Here is a 17,154-nt window from a genome sequence, read left to right as displayed (position 1 = left end):
GAGTGTTTTTGAACTATTATCTTGCGAGCTTTTTATTTTTTTGTTTTTACTTTCTTTCTATATTTGCACTTCTCTTTCCTAAGGTGAATGGAGTTAGAGCGATAAAGATGGTTAACCCTGTTTCATTCTTTATAATAATGTATTTTTTGAGGAATCATTTAGGCCTTCCGTTTTTATATTTTAGTCTTGATAGTTTTAAACAGCTAAGAAATATAGATCTTGATGCCCTTGTTGTTATAGCCGCTAGTAATTCGATCGTTGCCGTTGTTTTTTTGTTTTTTTGCTCGACAAATTTTTTTAAAAAATGGTCGTATTCTTCAACAGCTTTTTTAGATATTCGAATTCCAGAACTATCTCAGTTGGGAAAGCTTGTATGTTTAGCTTTAATCGCTTTGCTTTATACTTTTGCCTTAAAAAGAATATTAGATGGTTCAGCTTTACTAGCTTTGTTGCAGACCGGTGATGCCGGTGTCGCGCGTGATACCAGGCTAGAGTTGTATACGTCAGGAGCATATGTATTTGGTATTCGCCTGCAATATTTAAATGTGTTGTTTTTTGCCTTTGAGTTTTTTGCTTTGTATTTTCTTTGTTTAGGTTTTACGCATAAAAAGAAGTATTACTTGTTGTTATCGTTTTTGTTCTTCTTTGGTATCACATTGTGGCACCTTTCAAACACTTCAAAAGGTTATATTTCCATTATATTTTTCTATTTTTATATAGTGTATTGTTTTTATGAAAATAATCAAAGGTACGAATATCTTAAAGCATTAAAGTTGGGGATTCCTTTAGTAGCGTTAGCTTCTTTATTAGCATATTACTTTATGGGGAACAGCGAGATATACTTTTTCTACCCTATTGAAAGATTTACTGTCGGGAATCTACTGCCTCATTACATTATTTATTCCTATTTTGACATGTCTAGTGCTTTATGGGGGAGCTCCGTGCCTTCCTGGTACACATTCGGGCAGCATGAACAGTTTCTATTAGCAGAGTGGAACTGGAGATATATGAATGGAAAGCTAGATTCCGATTTAGCATATAATAATCCAAGTTCACTAATAGCAGAGCTCTATGCCAACTTTAATGTATTTGGATTGCCTTTGGTCTTTTTGTTTTTTTCTTACATAATGTTCGTTTGTAAAGTTCTGTCCTTGGTTGTTTATTCAAGGTTGAAGGGGGTGCTTTTTATTTATCTGACTTTTTATTTTTCTAAGTACTCAGTCCGTGAGTTCATGACAGCATTTTTTGATTATAGGTTGGTTTTAACAGTTGGCATGTGTAGTATTGCGATTTATCTTTTGACTAAAAAAATAAAGGATATTGGTAGTGACGATAGTTCACGTTTGTAAGTATTATTATGATTCTAAAGTGCATGATAATCTAATAAGAAACTTTGCTATTCACCATAAGTCTAGAGTAAAGGTGCTCGTCGGTAGTCATGAGCAGGAGAAGGGAAAGAATAAAGGTGTTTACTATTGCAAATATTCACGGCTGCTACGGTTCTTTTTACTAGCTAGAACGATGTGGGTTTTTATCTTTTCTATTAGGAGGGCTTTTTTTAAGGATGCTAAGCTAGTGTTCTGTCATACGCTGGTTGTTGATGGTGCAATTGGTTATCTAGCAAAGTTTTTTTTCAATGTACCTTACGTGCTTCAAGTGAGGAATACAGATATAAATTTTTATTATAAAAAATTTCCGTTTTACAGGCCTTTTTTTAATCTTATTTTGGAAAGTGCGTCAGCAGTAGGCTTTGTCTCAAACGCTAACATGAAATCATTCTATGCTATGAATGGTAGAGCGAATAGGATAAAGAAAGCATACCTATGGCCTAACGGAATAAACGACTTTTGGTTAGATAGTTGCGAGGATTTGTCATTAGATTTAAGTTTAACTGCTAATCGTAACGGTTTTTTATTTGTCGGTCGATTTAATGAGAATAAAAACCTTCGCAATGTCGTGTTAGCTCACCAAGCAATAGCATCTTGTGGTTATGATATTTCAATAACATATGTAGGGGGAGGGGCTAAAGAGTTTAAAGAATGTACCGGATTTAGCGCTTCCAACTTGAAAGGTACTGTTTTAATTGAAAAATTGGATATGAAGTCTTTAGCTAAATTATATACATCATCGGTTTGTCTCGTAGTACCTTCTTTTTTCGAAACTTTTGGTTTAGTTTACTTGGAGTCACTTTCTAAACACTGTCCTGTTATTTGTTCCTTCGGTCAGGGAATATACTCTCTTTTTCCTGAGTGTAAGTCGATTCAATTTGTTCAACCAAGCTCTGTTAACTCAATTAAAGAAGCAATGTTGTTTTTTCACCACAGTAGCCTTGAAGATAGAGACTTCCCTAAGTTGGATAACTTCAGTTGGTCATGTGTAAGTAATACTGTTTATAATGATTTGAAAGGGCTGTTATGAGACTAATCTATTACGTTTTAGGTTTTGCTGTTTTGATATTTAAAAAAGCTAAGTTCAGCAGAATAGCTTATGAGTCAAGAGTCATTTCTCTGCGTATAGCAGGAGCAAAAGTCGGTAGAGATGTTACTATACGACCTGGAGTTATTGTTAGCAACTGTAGAGGCGTTACGATTGGGGACGGCTGTTATTTGGGTGAAAATACGATAATAAGCGCTACAAATTCGAAAGTGCTAATAGGTGATAATACGCTTATAGCACCTAACAATTTAATAGTGGGTAGGAGTCATATAGTATCCGGGAAAGAACCAATTAAGTACTCAGGATATAGTAGTAAGCCGATAGTAATTCATAGCGACTGTTGGATAGGAGGTAGCTGCACAATTTTAGCCGGCGTTACAATAGGAGAAGGCGCAGTAGTTGCAGCTGGATCTGTGGTTAATAGGGATATTAGCGATTTTTGTATTTCAGGAGGTGTTCCTGCAAAGCTGCTTAGAAAACGATAATGAGTTTGTAACGAAGGCTTAAGTTTGGTAGCTTAATGAAATAATGAGCTTTTACAAAGCTTTATTATTACTTTAAGGTATTAATTTCGTTGTTCGGTAAACTTCTAGTTATCTAAATATTTAGTTTGTTTCTAACCACATTGCTTTTCAGGCTAGTCAGGTTGCCGTCCGTTATTGTTTCCATGGGGTGCGCTGAAGTATAAAAATTCAATATAGTTATATTTGTCAGTGGTTAATCAACACGTGTCTGGCGTTTTCAAGCTAGCCAAGCCTAAGGCGCAACATAAGATTAGCGTCGTTAACTACCCAGTTACCTTACTTAGCTATCCGAAACTATTTATCATTTTCCCCCACTTATACAGTGTAATTATGTGGATTCAACTTATCTCTAATTAGTTTTTCTATAGTTTTTTTGCCGCTGAAATTGAACGTTCATGGTAACTTGTTTCAGTTGTCCACTCTTTCATCTTTCATCTTTCATCTTTCACTTTTTAGTGTACTAACAATGTAATTTCGGGTGGGCTCCTCTCGATTTCTCTCATTTCTTGGTGGATTAGCCGATTCAAACCCTTTATGCTTAGTTATCGTGTATTTTTCTCGTGTTATAAGCACGGCCTTGTGTATAAGCTCTGTTGGCGAATTTGCTGTCCAGCATAGGATTGAGTGGCGCAACCAAGTTAACAATTTTATGCGTATCAGCATCACCAGCGAGGATGTGTTTGCGCCAAGGTCGGCACTTTCACTGCTGTGTTTTGTACCTTCCGTTCACCTATACCGTTTGTGTTCGCTTAGTTATAATACAACTCTAGCTTGGTGATTTAATGTCGAGACTATGACTTGAAAAGTGGAGTTGATGAAGCCCACTAATGCACGATGCGAACCTGTAAACACACACTTTAATATTACTGCTGTACTAATAGAGATTGGAACCACAGCGACCGTTTGCGTAACGCTAAACCATCGTTTCTACTAAGACTAATAAACCCTTTATGTGATCCAAGTATTTTGGTCTAATGATCTGAATATTGAGGGTTGGCTCATTGTTGCTTGGGTAACAACACACTCTGGTTAAGCCTGAGATTCTTAGGCACTTTCTAGGTTCTCAAAATACTGTTGCTCAAAGTCCGCAGGAGACGTAAGGCCATTGTTAGTGTCGACACTTCGAACTGTAGAACATTTCGCTATAGCGGAACACAGCTTGTCTAGCCTAATCCTTCGTTTTATACTTAATTTTGTGTACGTTTTTTTAAAGAAGCATTCTGCCACTGCGTTATCCCAACAATTTTCCCTACCGCTCGTACTGGGCTTTATACCTAATTAAGTCTGTATTTTTATAAAGTTACGGTCGGAGTGTTGGGAGTCCAGGTCAGTATGGAGGCTCACTTTATCGTTAGGCTTTTTCCCCAATATGCAGCAGTTAAGGCATCACGCACTAGTTCCTCAGTCATAAATTCACCCATAAACCATCTAACAATGTTGCGAGTATCCAGATCCATCATTACTGTTATGAACAGTAGACCTTCTTGGCTGCGGATTAAGGATATGGCTGCCCCAGCATAGATTTGGTTCCTATACAGCAAACTCACGATTAAGCGTATTAGCTGCATTAATGTCTGGTTTATCTCTATAGCAGCCCTTTAGTGACTTATACCCATGCTTTTTTTATACGTGCTTGACGTGTTCATTAATGCACTCGGTTTAGGCAAAAGGTAATTCGCAGTTCAGACAAATATTTATGGATATTACGATAACTGTAACTCAATCCCGAATGGTTTTATTGGGCCTACGAGCTTTTTCTCTTCACCTCCTCGTGGCTTAATGGATGCATAAGCAAGTTACAATAACCAATAGGGTACAGCTGCAAAGCTCGCCCCCCTGAATGGGGCAATGTTTGCTATGAGGTTTTATGGACGGGTAGTGTGTTCTTTGACTCGACTACAAAATACAAGGCAGATTCCTTCTAAATGTTTTGTGGTTCTGTCGCTTTACGTAATTCACGCTTAAGTTTGCGTATCTCGTCTTGCTGATTGTAGATAGTGATATATAGCCTCGCTACCTAGCTTGTTTAACTGCTTCGATTTTGAATTTAACAGGGTGATGTTATTAAAGTGTTCGATATATTTCTGTTCATTGTGAGTTCTATGAAGTGTTTATTGGCCTGTGAGAAAGCAAGCTGATCATACCTTGATTAAGTAGACTCTTATAACGCTATCCAGAGTATGTTCAATGAGTAATATTCTAGGATTGGGCAGGCCTTAGATGTATCATAATAATCGTTTAATTTTAGTATCCCCTTATTTAAAGAGGTTCATTAATGAAAATAGCAGTAGCTGGAACAGGCTATGTAGGTCTGTCTAACTCTATGTTAGTAGCACAGCACCATGAAGTAGTAGCTGTAGATGTTGTAGCTGAAAAAGTTGCCTTACTTAATAGCAAAAGATCACCTATAGTTGATGCTGAAATCGAAGATTTCCTCACAAATAAAACGCTCAGCTTTACAGCGACCTTGGATAAGCAGCAGGCTTATGTAGGTGCTGATTATGTGATCATCTCCACGCCTACAGACTACGATCCAGAAACGAACTATTTTAATACCCAATCTGTTGAATCTGTGATTGCAGATGTATTGGCAATTAACCCACAAGCGGTTATGGTAATTAAATCTACTGTACCGGTGGGTTACACTAAATCAGTGCGTGAGAAGTTTGGTGTAGATAACATTATTTTCTCACCTGAGTTTTTGCGAGAGGGCAGGGCACTGTACGATAACTTGCATCCTTCTCGGATTGTAGTTGGTGAAGAATCAGAACGTGCGCAAGTATTTGCCGATTTATTGGTAGAAGGTGCCGTAAAGGAAGACATTGATGTACTGCTAACTGACTCTACTGAAGCAGAAGCCATTAAGCTATTTGCTAATACTTATTTAGCGCTGCGCGTTGCTTACTTTAATGAATTAGATACTTACGCAGAAACCCATGGATTAGATAGTCGCTATATTATCGAAGGGGTCGGCCTAGACCCTCGCATTGGTAATCACTACAACAATCCCTCTTTTGGCTACGGTGGCTATTGTTTACCTAAAGATACTAAGCAACTATTAGCTAACTATAAAGACGTACCCAACAATATTATTGGTGCAATTGTGGATGCCAATACCACCCGTAAAGACTTTATCGCAGAATCAATAGTAAAGCGTAACCCTAAACGAGTAGGTGTTTATCGCTTAATTATGAAGTCGGGCTCGGATAACTTTAGAGCTTCGAGTATTCAGGGTATTATGAAGCGTATAAAAGCTAAAGGTATTGAGGTGGTGATTTATGAACCAGTGATGGAAGAAGAAGAATTTTTCCATTCTAAGGTTTATCGTGATCTTGAAAGGTTTAAACAAGATTGCGACGTTGTAATCGCAAATCGAATGGTTGACGAGATCAAGGATATTGCTGACAAAGTGTATACTCGTGATCTGTTTGGTAGTGATTAAGTCTACAGATTTGTACTGAAGATAGAGCCAAGGTATGAGCCTTGGCTTTTTTGTTCGAGCTTGACTCAACAGCTGGTGAGGTAGAGTATAATCCGCTTTTTCTTTGGAGTAATTTTGGCTAGAACGGCAGCAGCTTTACATATTTTGGTTAAGCATAAAGAGCAAGCTGTAGATATAATCATGCAGCTTAAGAAGGGAGCGAAGTTCCAAACTTTAGCCAAAAAACACTCTACTTGTCCTTCAGGAAAAAAGGGTGGTGATTTAGGTGAGTTTCGGCGCGGACAAATGGTGCCGCAGTTTGACAAGGTATGCTTTAGTGGCGAAATACTTGTGCCGCACCTAGTAAAAACTAAGCACGGCTGGCATGTGGTTAAAGTGCTTTATCGAACTTAATCTTCGACTGCTTTCTTGTTTATAGTTAGCTTTAGGCTTGAAGCGCTAGCTACATAGTTATCCCTTTTAGAGCTATTCATTTCAGCTTGTTAAAGTACCAGTTGAAACTACGAGCAGCTTTCAGGAAGGTTGTGTTCGAGTCTAATCTGTTTCAGTTTACTTAAGCTTTCTGACAGTTCGGTTTGGGCTTCTAGTACATTGCTCACTTGTTTGTCCAGCTTGATAATCTCTGCATAACTGGCATTTAACTTATCAACATCTCCTGTTTCGGCATAGCTAAGTGCTTCCACCCACACCCCTGCTTCTTGGTAATGTGGCTCGCTGGCGGCTTTGGATAACTTAGCTTTACTTAACGCGCTAGAGTAATCACATTTAGCCAATGCAACTATGCCATCAACAGCTGGTTCGCCAATAGCGGCAATAAGCTGTTCTTTACTTGGTAGTTGATTGGAGCTGTTTTCAGTAGTTTGTTGTGGTGCTTCCTTTGCAGAGGTTTGTTTCACATCTTGCACTGCACCTACAGCAGCACCTGATGCTGCACCTACCGCTGCGCCTCTCGCGGCTGATTCCAAAGGATCGCCGCCCCAAATTAAGCCTGAGACCAACCCGCCAGCAGCGCCTGCCAAAGCACCTGTCCCTGCGCCTTCTGCAGTATTAGCGCAGCTAATGAGATTAAGTGAGCCGATAAAAATCACACTAGCGATTACAGTCCGCTTGAGTTGATTGATAAACATAAAATAATTAGTCATTAATCTTCCTTGATTATTGAGTCTCTCAGCGCTTTACATGAAAATTGCTGAATATCTTAGTTTCTAATGCTGGTATTAATGCCTAGCCCTTGTACCAAATACATAGTTTTGGTAGTTGCTTCACGACTTGACGCTTTAACTTGTATTTAACAACTTTTTGCTTTGGGCGTGAAAACAATCAGTGTTAGTGTAGCAGTATTAATGTACTAAGGCGCTATTAACTAAAAGGATTTTAGTTAAGCTGGCTATATAGGTTAGTGCTGCTGTAATGGAAGAGCTAAGTGTTTAAGAAGTTACTGCTAACGGGTTTACTTTTATCGATGTTGTCGGTGTTAGGTAAAGCTTTAGCTTTTTTTCGAGATATTCTATTTGCTAGGGAAGTAGGTTTTAATGCTCAGTTAGATAGCTATTTATTGTTATTTGCTATCGCGATGTTTGTTATCAGTATTGTAACCGGAGCTTTGAATAGTTTATTGGCTTCTTTTCTAAAACGTCATCAATTCAATTTCAACCATTTTTACCGCCAGTTTTCACTCTTGTCCGTCGTGCTAACCATATTGTTTGCGTTTTTGTCAGGATATATTTTACCTCGGTTTATTTATAGCCCTTCTCAAGTTGAACCTTTGGTTTACTTTAGCTTTGTGGGGATTGTCGCGGCTGGCTTACTGCAGGCACCTTTAATCGCATCACTTACCGCTAAAAAACAGTTAGCTTTTTTGGGGGCATCTCAACTGATAATGCCGGCTTTCGGCCTAACGGTAGTTATCGTAGTTATGCTAGCAGGTAAAACTCTCACTATTTCTTACATTGCCTTGGCTCTCTTACTCGCTTACCTGCTGCATTTCTTCATCTTAGTATTTAAGCATTGGCATTTGAGTCAATTAGGTCGAGAACTCTACTCAACAGGTGCAAAACATAGCACTAAACCACTATTTAAAGAGTTTTTGTGGTTGGTTTTAAGCTCAAGCCTTCTCGCAACCTTACCCTTGATCGATTTGGGCTTTGCTAGCCAACTTGGTGAGGGGAGTGTGAGTGTATTAGGTAATGCCTACAAATTTGTCGCTGTTGCTCAAAGCGTATTGGCAATGAGCATCGGTAGCATGTTGATACCACACATGGCTGAATGGATCGAAAGTAAAGATTTACTCAAGGCTCGGCTTACTAAGGCTATTGGCTTGGCGGCAGTACTAGGAACTTGTGTTGCTGGGGCCCTTTATATCATCCTACCTCTTGTTATTCCTTTTATGTTTAAAGGCAGTGAAGTAGATATCACACAGACTTCAGAATTGGTAAGTGTTGCTCAGCTCTATACCTTATTGGTGCCGTTGTATTTGGTTGGAATGGTGCTTTCTCGGTGCGTTGTTAGTTTGGGCAAAGCGCGAGTGATGTTGCTTATCAATCTTACGGCTTTCTTTCTAAATATTGTGCTGGATTACCTAATGAGCCGTTGGTTTGGGCTTAGCGGCATAGCAATAACTACATCGATTATCTACTTTGTATCAGTCTGCCTATTGGCCTTTTTACTGCGAGATATATTGCTTCCATCTTCTAATAGGAAATTAAGGACCGAGCACCTTGGCTAAACTTACTATTTTGGTTCCTGGCCTCGCTCAAGGCGGTGCGGAGAGAGTCGCTTGCGAACTTGCCTCTCAATTTGCCGATACCAATCATGATATTGCCTTAGCGACTTTATTTGTTAGTTCACCTGTTTTTGAGGTAAGCCCTAAGTTAGCTATTCACCCACTTCGTCATCAGCAACGCTTCCACTTTAAAGGTGCGGGCTTGATTGAGAACATACTTACGATAAAAGCTATTAGGCGGTATGTATTGTCCCATGGCGTAGAGCGTTTAATGGTATTTACTCATCGTTTAGCGTGTTTAGCTTTTTTTGCAACTAGAGGGACAAGGGTTGAGATTTACTGTGGTGAAGTGAGCAACCCACTAATTGAAAGGCATGGCACATTGTGGAAAAGGCTCACTCGTTATTGCTACGCTCGTTTTGATGAAGTAGTACTACAAACAGACACCATCAGAAAAGCCTTAGCAGACTGGCGGCCGCAAGGTTACCAAGTTATTGGTAATAGTACCGCTATTGCTACTTTAGATGCCCCAACTAAAGCGCAAGTTAACTCTAAGAAGTTAGTGTTTATTGGCCGCCTAACACCGGAAAAAGGCTTACAAGATACTTTACACGCGCTGGCTCTCATCCCTGAAGATAAACGATGGCCATTAGATATTTATGGTTCTGGTGAATATCTGCAGCAGCTGTCAGAGCTTATCGTAAAATTAGGTTTAGAGTCCTGTGTAACCATGCATGGTCCAACTAATAAAGTAAAAGAGAAGCTGCAACAAGCCTGCGTATTTGTTATGAGCTCCTATAGGGAAGGGTTCCCAGTGGCATTGCTTGAGGCACAAGCAATGGGTCTGCCGGTAGTGAGTTATAAAACTTTATTTGGCCCCGAAGATATCGTTAAGCATGAAGTTACTGGTTTATTGGTTTCACTTAAGGATGTTAAAGCCCTAAGTGAAGCGCTGCTGCGCATTTTCGAATTGCCTGACAATGAGTTGCTGGCGTGGGGAGAGCAGGCTGCTTATTTAGCGAATAAACGTTATCACCCAGATATTATTTATGATAAATGGGAAAGCCTGTTGTTTAAGGATAACGCATAGTGAGTTTTAGGCAGGTACTTAATTGGCTCTCAATGATAGTGTTTGCTATGCACTTGTCCGCGTTGGATTTGTATCTAACCCGTTTAATTCCCGGCTTTTCTTATGTGGCATTGCTTGGCATGCTCGGAGTGTCGGTTTTATTTGCATTATTTGATAAGCGCTTTCACGTATTCCCTAAAACACAATGGTTGCTACTTAGCATGTTGTTAGTTAACTCATGCTACGGTCTGTCATTTATTGCTAGCCCACCGGTTAATTTGTCTAATGCTGCTTTTCCTTGGTTTCATTTAATCTGGTTGATGGTGCTATTCAATTGGTTTAGTACAGTGTCTCTGGCAACGGTACAGCGTGCTTGTTGGATATCGTTAATACTTGCTTGCGCTTCAATTTGGGGAGATGTTGTTAATCCAGGCACCTTTTCTAATTTGGATTATCGCGCAGCCGGTTTTGCTGGGGACGCTAATGATGGCGCGAGAGCCTTGGTGTTTTCATTGGCTGGAGTACTATTGTGTCGAAACAGTCGTAGTGGTTTTACTTGGCAAGAGTCTGTAGTTGTTTTATTTACGTTGTTTACCGTATTGGCTACTGCTTCTCGAAGTGGCTTATTACTATATACCCTCGTTATTTTGGGGTTCTATTCAATGATCTCTTTTCGAGCTAAATTAGGCTTTGTTATTTCTGGTTTATTGTTTGTATTGGTTGCTTTCCAAGCAAACCTAGGTGATAGCATCAACTCAAGAGCACTAGATCGACTATCCCCTTCTAGTCAGCAAGAGCTAGTTAGTAAAGATTCCTCTCGTTTAGATGTAGTGTTTGAATATTTAGAGATAATTGCGACCAATCCTTTAGGAATTGGCCGAGAGGGCAATGCGCAACGTGAAGTGAATGCTCACAATACCTTACTTAATATAGGTGCTGAAGCCGGTTTATTAGCAGCCTTGGGTCTTCTGCTTGTATTGTTCAGTCTTGCTAATCTTACTCGTATTTATCCTTTCAGCCTTTGGGGCTGTTTAATGCTAGTGCATATAGGTGTGGTTTTCTCTACTTCAAACGTATGGTACAGCCGAAGCTGGTTAATGTTTATCGCAGTAATGGTCGCCGCCGCTATGTATCAATACCAAAGGAATGAACAACAATGAGCCCATTGGCTAAGTTACCTGGTAACGGTTGCGACATCCTTATCTTTAGCTCCAGCTTCCACCAAGGGGGAGCGGAGCGCTTAGCTGTTACTTTAGCGAATTTATTGGCTTCGTATTGGTCTGTTGAGTTTCTTTCATTAAATGGTCAAGGTCCATTTAGGCAAGAGTTAGATGATAGGCTAAGTTGTCACATTGTGGGCCAACCATCGTCTTTAAAAGCCATTCCTTTGTTGGCTAATCAACTGAAAAGAATAAAACCTAAAGTGGTGTTTTGCTCGCAAAGCCATTTGACTTTTTCGATGTTGTGGGCAATTCGTTTGAGTGGGGTAAAGTGTAAGTTGGTTGCCAGAGAGGCATCTTGTCCTTCTACAAACCTACTAAGTATATCTTCATGGTTAAAACGCGCTTGGGTAAAAAATAGCGCCAAGTACGCTTATCGGAGAGCCGATTATTTGATTGCACCGGCAAAGTATGTTGCTTGCGATGTTAGCAATTACTTCGACCTGGATAGGGCTATTCAAATATTGGCCAACCCATTAGATAAAGATATGGTGAATAATCAATCCCTAGCGCCCTGCGAACACCCATGGGTGACAGATGAACAGCCTTATGTTTTAGCTGTGGGGCGCTTAGTTCCAGAGAAAGACTACGAGACCTTAATCAAAGCGATTGCTTTGTGTCAAAAGCAGCAAGTAACCCGCTTGATCATATTGGGAGAAGGCCCTTTGCGCGAAAAGCTTGAGGCTTTGGTTCAAGATTTAGGGTTAAGCGAAATTATATCGATAGCCGGGTTTGAGCGTAATCCATTTAACTATATGAAACATTGTCAGTCGTTTGTATTGAGTTCACTGGTTGAGGGAATGCCTAATGCCTTGGTTCAGGCGCAGTTTTTGGGGGTGCCTTGTATATCCAGTGACTGCCCTGGAGGCGCCATTGAGTTATTGCCGGAACAAAATTATTTTCCAGTAGGGGATGCAAAAGCGCTAGCCCAGCTTATCCTTAATCCGCCAAGCAATAGCGAGAGTAAGTTATTAGGCACACAAGGCTTTGTACCATTTTTTGAGAATATATTGTGACAATACTTCATTTCATTACGAATTTTGCACTTACCGGTGGCGCTGAAAAAATGTTAGCGAATTTGGTTAATAACCAGCCACAGCATAAGCATGTCATTGTTGCATTGATGCAAGCTTCAATTAAGAACCGTTCGCTAATTAAACAAGATAGTAGGGTAGAGTTTGTTAGCTTGAACGCCAAGGGGCCAGTGAGTATGTTACTTGCTGTGTTTAAGTTGCATCGCTTGGTTAAACAGTATGATGTATCTTTAATTCAAAGTTGGATGTATCACGCTAATGCGATAGCTGGCTTATATAAACAACTATTTTCCTCTAAACTCCCTCTGTTTATGGGGATTCATCACTCGCTAGATAAATACCAAGATGAAAAAGTGAGTACCCGTATCGCACTGTGGTTAGGTAGGCAAGTTGCCCGTAAAACTCAGCAGATAATTTGCTGTAGTCAGCGCAGCGTTCAGCAGCATATTGCTTATGGTTACCCTGCCGATAAGATGCAATTCATTGCAAATGGCTATCAGTTTGAACAAGTTGACTCATTAAGAGTGCAAGCCCAATTTGTCAGCGTAATTGGTGCGGCTGGGCGTTGGCACCCCGCTAAAGATTACGCCAACCTAATTGCAGCACTTGCGCCTGTTTGTCGGGCAAACGCTACGCTTTATCTGAAAATTGCTGGCCGAGACGTTAATGATCAAAATGACGAGCTAAAGGCAATCCTTACACGCTATGAATTTCCTAAAGAGCAATGCATGTTGCTTGATGAAGTAAGTGATATGGCAAGCTTCTATCAAGATATAGATGTTTTTGTATTGCCTTCCAAAACTGAAGGTTTTCCTAATGTACTGGTTGAAGCCATGAGCCATGCATTGCCTTGCATTACTACTGATGTAGGTGATGCGGCATTCATATTAAGTAAACCTGAGTGGGTAGTGGCCCCGCAGACTCCTAAAGACTTGCAAATCGCTATTGAGAGTATTATCGCCCTTAATCAAGTTGAGCGACAAAGAATGGCTAATGATAATCAGGCCAGGGTTTTAGCTGAGTTTTCTATAAGTGATATTAGTCAGCGTTACCTAGGAGCATACCAACGGGCGGAGCTACAGAGATGAGCCGAGTACTTGTCATAGCCAGTTTTGCTGATTCCATTTTAAGCTTTCGTGGTGACTTGCTTAAAGCGATGCAGCAGCAGGGTAAAGAAGTACATATTGCAGCGCCAGACTTTTCTCTAGAGCAGAAAAAAGCCCTGCTTGAGTTGGGCATTACCCCGCATGTTTATACCTTGCAGCGTACTGGTTTAAATCCACTAAAAGATGCTGCCAGTGTGTGGTCCTTGTTTCGTTTAATTTGCAGACTAAAACCTCAGCAAACGTTTGCTTATACCATTAAGCCGGTCATCTATGGAGCGCTTGCCGCGCGCTTTGCTGGTGTAAAAAGTGTTTACTCGATGATTACCGGTTTGGGTTACGTATTTACTCAGCAGAATGCAATTAAACAAAAAGTGCTGCATTCCTTGGTTAGTCTTTTGTATAAATCAGGCTTAGCCTGCTCAAAAGGGGTGTTTTTTCAAAACCCAGATGACCGTAAGCTGTTTGTTGATAAGGGCTTAGTACCAGAGCAAAAAACCAAGCTAATTAACGGCTCTGGGATTAATTTAGCGCGTTTCCCACTGCTAAGTTTACCCGCTTTAGATCGCCAGCAGCCCCAAATACACTTTTTGTTAATTGCTCGGCTGCTTAAAGACAAAGGTGTTGAAGAATACGCTGGCGCTGCACAAAAGCTTAAACAGCAAGGTTACCAATGTGTTTTTCATTTGGCTGGTTGGATTGATGATAACCCGAGCGCGATTGCTCAAACCGATTTAGATACTTGGGTTGAAGAAGGTACTGTTAAGTATCACGGCCGAATAGAGGATGTGGCAGGCTTAATTGCTCAATGCCATGTTTATGTTCTGCCATCTTACCGTGAGGGTACGCCTCGAACGGTTTTGGAAGCAATGAGTTGTGGCCGAGCAATTGTTACCACCGATGCGCCAGGCTGCAGAGAAACCGTGACGGATGGGGTGAATGGTTATTTAGTGCAGCCGCAAAGTGTCGATTCATTAGTTGAGGCTCTAAAACGATATTTTGAGCAACCTGAGCTGCTTACTCAACAAGCCGCTAAAAGTCGTCAGCTTGCAGAGCAGCGTTACGACGTTCGTTTGGTTAATCAACAAATCTTGCAATACATGGATGGAGGGAGCTAGTTGTTTAAGGACAAGGTGTTTTACTTTTTTGAACGGATCGCTGCGGCAATTTTGTTGGTGTTATTGTCTCCGTTATTTTTGTTGCTCTGCTGGCAGGTAGCCTCAAAGCTTGGCAAGCCGATTTTTTTCACTCAGCAGCGCCCAGGTTTACACGGTAAAGCGTTTAGTATGATTAAGTTTCGCAGCATGCGCGATGATAAAGATGCTCAAGGTAACTTACTCTCCGACGCAGAACGACTAGGCTCATTTGGCCGCGCTCTTCGAGCAAGCAGCGCCGATGAACTGCCAGAATTGTGGAATATTGTAAAAGGTGAAATGAGCTTTGTGGGGCCACGTCCATTGCTTATGGAGTATTTGCCCCTTTACTCGCCTGAACAGGCAAAGCGGCATGATGTTAAACCTGGGATAACCGGTTGGGCGCAAATTAATGGTCGTAATGCATTAAGCTGGCAGGAGAAATTTGAGCTGGACGTTTGGTACGTTAATAATCGCTCCCTTATGTTGGATATCAAAATACTGATACTTACCGTGAAAAAGGTGTTTGTGAAAGACGGTGTGAGCGCAGAAGGCGAGGCAACTATGAGCAAATTTACTGGGAACAGTGAATCATGAAATTAGCTATTTATGGAGCCGGAGGACACGCCAAAGTTGTGGTGGAGTTAGCTAAGCAGTTGGGTTATCAAACTATTTGTTTGTTTGACGAGCGCTGGCAAGAGCTTGGCGAAACCGAAGGTTGCCAAGTGATTGGCGGTTGGGCTGAGATGCTCACCTTTGTTACCACCAATACTGATTACGCCGTGCACGTTGCTATTGGCAATAATTCGACACGCTTGAGCCGTTTACAGCAGCTTCAACGGTTAGGCCTTAAACTCCCGATACTGATTCACCCTAAAGCCCATGTGTGTGCCTCGGCGCAAGTTGGTGAGGGGAGTGTGGTAATGGCTAATTCAACAATAAGTGTAGGGGTTAGTTTAGGTATCGGTAATATTATAAATCATAATAGCTCAGTTGATCACGATGTTCAGTTAGGTGATTGTGTACATGTTTGCCCAGGTGTTCATCTCGCCGGAGAGGTGAGTGTGGGAGACGAAAGTATGTTAGGAATTGGCAGCTGCGTTATTCAGGGAATTATCATTAAGGAGCGAGTGTTGGTAGGGGCTGGCGCGGTAGTGGTAAAAGATGTGAAGTCTGCTGAAAAAGTGTTCGGTAACCCAGCTAAAACACCTTAATTCACACTACTAAAGTTGTAGATTGCGTAGTTTTACAGCAATATAGGGAAGGTGTTTTAAAGGACTAAAAAAAGTAAAAATGCGAGATTTACCTTCTTGGCCAAGCTTTACAGAGCAGGAAGCTCAAGCTGTAAGTGATGTACTGCTATCAAATAAAGTTAACTATTGGACTGGTACCCAAGGCAAAACCTTTGAGAAAGAGTTTGCTGCTTGGGCTGAAACCAACCACGCAGTCGCTGTAGCAAATGGCACCTTAGCGTTAGAGCTAGCCCTGCGTGCTTTAGGCGTTACCTCAGGCGATGAGGTGATAGTTACCTCGCGAACCTTTATTGCCTCGGCTAGTGCAATTGTAAATGTTGGCGCTAAACCCGTTTTTGCCGATGTTGAATTAGCCAGCCAAAATATCACCGCAGAAAGCATAAATGCAGTTCTTAGCAAAGCAACTAAAGCTATTATTTGTGTGCACCTTGCAGGTTGGCCCTGTGAGATGGACACAATCAATCAGCTTGCAAAACAACATAATTTGTATGTGATTGAAGATTGTGCACAAGCCCACGGTGCTCTTTATCGCGGTAAGCCAGTGGGTGGATTAGGTGATGTAGCTGCTTGGTCATTTTGCCAAGATAAAATTATGACCACGGGTGGTGAAGGTGGCATGGTCACCACCAATGATAAGACTTTGTGGGAAAAAATGTGGTCGTATAAAGACCATGGCAAGTCTTACGATACCGTGTTTAATAAAGCGCACCCGCCTGGATTTCGTTGGCTACACGAGAGTATTGGTAGCAATTGGCGGATGACTGAGATGCAAGCAGCTATCGGTCGTATTCAATTGACTCGCATGGCCGATTGGCAAAAGCAGCGTCAAGCTAATGCGATGCAGCTGGCTAAATGCCTAGCTGAATTTTCATTTATTAAAATTCCTCAGCCTCCCAAGCATATTCAACATGCGTTTTATAAGTTTTATGTGTTTGTTGATAGCAATCAACAAACAGTAAGTCGCGATCAAATTATTGACGCACTAAATGCAGCAGGAGTGCCTTGTATGCAAGGTAGCTGCGGAGAAGTGTATTTAGAGAAGGCTTTTGACGGCTTAAATGTGAGGCCGCAACGACCATTAACTAATGCTAAACACTTAAGTGATGCAGCCATTATGTTCATGGTTCACCCAACCATTACTACGCAGGATATGCAGCATTTATGCGACCTTGTTGAAGATTGCTTAAGCCGTATATCTTCAGAGATAGCTGTTTGACT

At 40.9% G+C, this 17,154-nt stretch carries 16 protein-coding genes; 14 read left to right on the top strand and 2 right to left on the bottom strand.

Annotated features, from left to right (window positions below):
• The first annotated feature begins 8 nt into the window (after nt 1-8).
• Genes ACYFDN_RS02095 through ACYFDN_RS02085 form a run of 3 tightly spaced genes read left to right on the top strand, consistent with a single transcriptional unit; the run spans nt 9 to nt 2,921 of the window.
• Entirely contained in the window at nt 9-1,349 is a 1,341-nt protein-coding gene (locus ACYFDN_RS02095; protein WP_483509842.1) for a hypothetical protein, read from the top strand.
• Complete coding sequence (locus ACYFDN_RS02090; protein WP_483509841.1) at nt 1,327-2,418, top strand: glycosyltransferase; 1,092 nt, start codon at nt 1,327-1,329, stop codon at nt 2,416-2,418. The genes ACYFDN_RS02095 and ACYFDN_RS02090 overlap by 23 nt, the downstream gene beginning before the upstream one ends.
• Nucleotides 2,415-2,921: an acyltransferase gene (locus tag ACYFDN_RS02085; RefSeq protein ID WP_483509840.1), complete on the top strand. Its 507-nt coding sequence runs from the start codon at nt 2,415-2,417 to the stop codon at nt 2,919-2,921. The genes ACYFDN_RS02090 and ACYFDN_RS02085 overlap by 4 nt, the downstream gene beginning before the upstream one ends.
• A gap of 1,379 nt (nt 2,922-4,300) precedes the next feature.
• Here the strand turns inward: ACYFDN_RS02085 and ACYFDN_RS02080 are convergent.
• Complete coding sequence (locus ACYFDN_RS02080; RefSeq protein WP_483509839.1) at nt 4,301-4,528, bottom strand: hypothetical protein; 228 nt, start codon at nt 4,526-4,528, stop codon at nt 4,301-4,303.
• A gap of 707 nt (nt 4,529-5,235) precedes the next feature.
• Between ACYFDN_RS02080 and ACYFDN_RS02075 the strand changes: the two genes are divergently transcribed.
• Nucleotides 5,236-6,402 carry a nucleotide sugar dehydrogenase gene (locus tag ACYFDN_RS02075; RefSeq protein ID WP_483509838.1) on the top strand — a complete coding sequence of 389 codons (1,167 nt, stop codon included), beginning with the start codon at nt 5,236-5,238 and terminating at the stop codon, nt 6,400-6,402.
• A 114-nt stretch (nt 6,403-6,516) separates the two neighbouring features.
• Nucleotides 6,517-6,795, top strand: coding sequence for a peptidylprolyl isomerase PpiC (gene ppiC / locus ACYFDN_RS02070; protein ID WP_483509837.1), 279 nt, complete (start codon nt 6,517-6,519; stop codon nt 6,793-6,795).
• A 107-nt stretch (nt 6,796-6,902) separates the two neighbouring features.
• On the opposite strand, the gene ACYFDN_RS02065 is transcribed toward ppiC, so the two are convergent.
• Nucleotides 6,903-7,544: a hypothetical protein gene (locus tag ACYFDN_RS02065; RefSeq protein WP_483509836.1), complete on the bottom strand. Its 642-nt coding sequence runs from the start codon at nt 7,542-7,544 to the stop codon at nt 6,903-6,905.
• 281 nt (nt 7,545-7,825) lie between these two features.
• On the opposite strand from ACYFDN_RS02065, the gene ACYFDN_RS02060 reads away from it, so the two are divergent.
• The 9 genes from ACYFDN_RS02060 (at nt 7,826) to ACYFDN_RS02020 (ending at nt 17,152) form a co-directional block, all read left to right on the top strand.
• Nucleotides 7,826-9,127: a lipid II flippase MurJ gene (locus ACYFDN_RS02060; RefSeq protein WP_483509835.1), complete on the top strand. Its 1,302-nt coding sequence runs from the start codon at nt 7,826-7,828 to the stop codon at nt 9,125-9,127.
• On the top strand, nt 9,120-10,214 hold the full coding sequence (locus ACYFDN_RS02055; protein WP_483509834.1) for a glycosyltransferase: 1,095 nt from the start codon (nt 9,120-9,122) through the stop codon (nt 10,212-10,214). Before ACYFDN_RS02060 ends, ACYFDN_RS02055 begins: the two co-directional genes overlap by 8 nt.
• Entirely contained in the window at nt 10,214-11,353 is a 1,140-nt protein-coding gene (locus ACYFDN_RS02050) for an O-antigen ligase family protein (protein ID WP_483509833.1), read from the top strand. Before ACYFDN_RS02055 ends, ACYFDN_RS02050 begins: the two co-directional genes overlap by 1 nt.
• Nucleotides 11,350-12,429 (top strand): glycosyltransferase, encoded by a 1,080-nt coding sequence (locus ACYFDN_RS02045; RefSeq protein ID WP_483509832.1) that lies wholly within the window; start codon nt 11,350-11,352, stop codon nt 12,427-12,429. The genes ACYFDN_RS02050 and ACYFDN_RS02045 overlap by 4 nt, the downstream gene beginning before the upstream one ends.
• Complete coding sequence (locus tag ACYFDN_RS02040) at nt 12,426-13,535, top strand: glycosyltransferase (protein ID WP_483509831.1); 1,110 nt, start codon at nt 12,426-12,428, stop codon at nt 13,533-13,535. Before ACYFDN_RS02045 ends, ACYFDN_RS02040 begins: the two co-directional genes overlap by 4 nt.
• A complete protein-coding gene (locus ACYFDN_RS02035; protein ID WP_483509830.1) occupies nt 13,532-14,668 on the top strand; it encodes a glycosyltransferase family 4 protein in 1,137 nt (378 codons plus the stop codon). The genes ACYFDN_RS02040 and ACYFDN_RS02035 overlap by 4 nt, the downstream gene beginning before the upstream one ends.
• On the top strand, nt 14,669-15,280 hold the full coding sequence (locus tag ACYFDN_RS02030; protein WP_483509829.1) for a sugar transferase: 612 nt from the start codon (nt 14,669-14,671) through the stop codon (nt 15,278-15,280).
• Nucleotides 15,277-15,897: an acetyltransferase gene (locus ACYFDN_RS02025; protein ID WP_483509828.1), complete on the top strand. Its 621-nt coding sequence runs from the start codon at nt 15,277-15,279 to the stop codon at nt 15,895-15,897. The genes ACYFDN_RS02030 and ACYFDN_RS02025 overlap by 4 nt, the downstream gene beginning before the upstream one ends.
• 79 nt (nt 15,898-15,976) lie before the next feature.
• Nucleotides 15,977-17,152: a DegT/DnrJ/EryC1/StrS family aminotransferase gene (locus tag ACYFDN_RS02020; protein ID WP_483509827.1), complete on the top strand. Its 1,176-nt coding sequence runs from the start codon at nt 15,977-15,979 to the stop codon at nt 17,150-17,152.
• The last annotated feature ends 2 nt before the right edge of the window (nt 17,153-17,154 follow it).

Source organism: Agarivorans sp. D1326 (assembly GCF_056958115.1).
Note: the sequence above shows the minus strand (reverse complement) of the source record. Positions and strands in the feature narration are given on the sequence as shown.